This window comes from Pseudomonas thermotolerans DSM 14292, assembly GCF_000364625.1.
GTDB lineage: Bacteria > Pseudomonadota > Gammaproteobacteria > Pseudomonadales > Pseudomonadaceae > Aquipseudomonas > Aquipseudomonas thermotolerans.
On the sequence record NZ_KB822671.1, the window covers coordinates 1 to 1,149 of the forward strand.

Annotated in this window: 1 protein-coding gene; it reads right to left on the minus strand. The window is 56.2% G+C overall.

Annotated elements, in window-relative coordinates:
• Positions 1-225 precede the first annotated feature (225 nt).
• Positions 226-918, minus strand: a complete 693-nt coding sequence (locus H165_RS0118100) for a class I SAM-dependent methyltransferase (RefSeq protein WP_026146729.1) — start codon at positions 916-918, stop codon at positions 226-228.
• Positions 919-1,149 lie beyond the last annotated feature (231 nt).

Genomic DNA, 1,149 nt, shown 5'->3' on the forward strand with positions numbered 1-1,149 from the left:
TGGTCGGATACGCGTGGAATGGGTGGCCGGATCACCGTGGAATCGGTGGTCAGATGCTCATGGAATGGGTGGCCAGATGACCGTGGAATCCGCAAGCAGCACACCGCTTTCACCCCCACGCCTCTTGTTTGTGGGCTCTACCCACACACCTTGGCTATGCCACCAGCGATCGAACTCGGTGCTCTGCGGGGCTGGTTGCGAATGGCTGATCAGAATGCCCATCGACTAATCCTCCAGCTTGCGCAGAACGTATGTACGCCACATGGCATAGCCCGGGAGGAAATCACGATGGCCAATGACTCTGAATCCTGCCGCTTTGAACTCTGCTTCGATCTCCTCGCGCCTGACCACAAAACGATTTTGGTTCTTTCCTTCCAGCCCCCTTGCAGCCCGGCGACGTTCAAGGCGCTGACGCCGCCAGGACTTGTAGTTTCCGTCTACCCAAAGGGAAATGATCACACTGTCGCGCGTGACCCGGTGAAACTCTCGCAGGATGGCCAAACGGTGTTCGGCTGCTTCGATGTGATGGAGGAGCCGAATGCAGAAGATGCAATCGACTGCGTTGGCTCCAAGGTCAATGTCGAATGCAGAGGTTTGGAACGTCTTGATGCGCGCCACTATTTCGGAGGGCTGCCCAGCACGGGCAGTGGCCAACATATCTGCCGAGTTATCTGCGGCCAGAATGACTCGATTCTTATTCTGCGCCAGCATTGGCCAGAAGCGCCCTGCACCACAGGGCAGGTCCAACAACAGATTGGGTTCACCCGCGAGTCGCAATGCCTGTCGAGCCACCTGCAGGTCACGCCAATGTGATAGACGTCGAGCCAGCCCATCCTGATGCTTGTTCAGATACTCAACGGAGTGCTGGTGATCATATTTGCGGGAAAATTCGAGCTCGATGGGGGTGTTTTTTGACATGGCCTGGCATCCTCCTGGGGAATGCCCGCCACGATAGAAACGGGGCCGTGATGGCCCCGTCAAAAGAATGTGAAAAAAGCGTCAAACGCGATTCTGCAACACAACCCTAAAGCAACTCCCACCAAGGGGCAGTTCCTTAAGGAAGGTCTGAAGTAGCCCTGTATTTCCGGTCGACTTCAGCCCTCGCTGCTTTTGAAAGCGGGCCGTCGATCAAAAACCGGCCAGATAGCC

Coding starts and splice junctions, on each gene's coding strand:
- H165_RS0118100 (WP_026146729.1), bottom strand. CDS start 918: ATGTCAAAAAACACCCCCATCGAGCTCGAATTTTCCCGCAAATATGAT.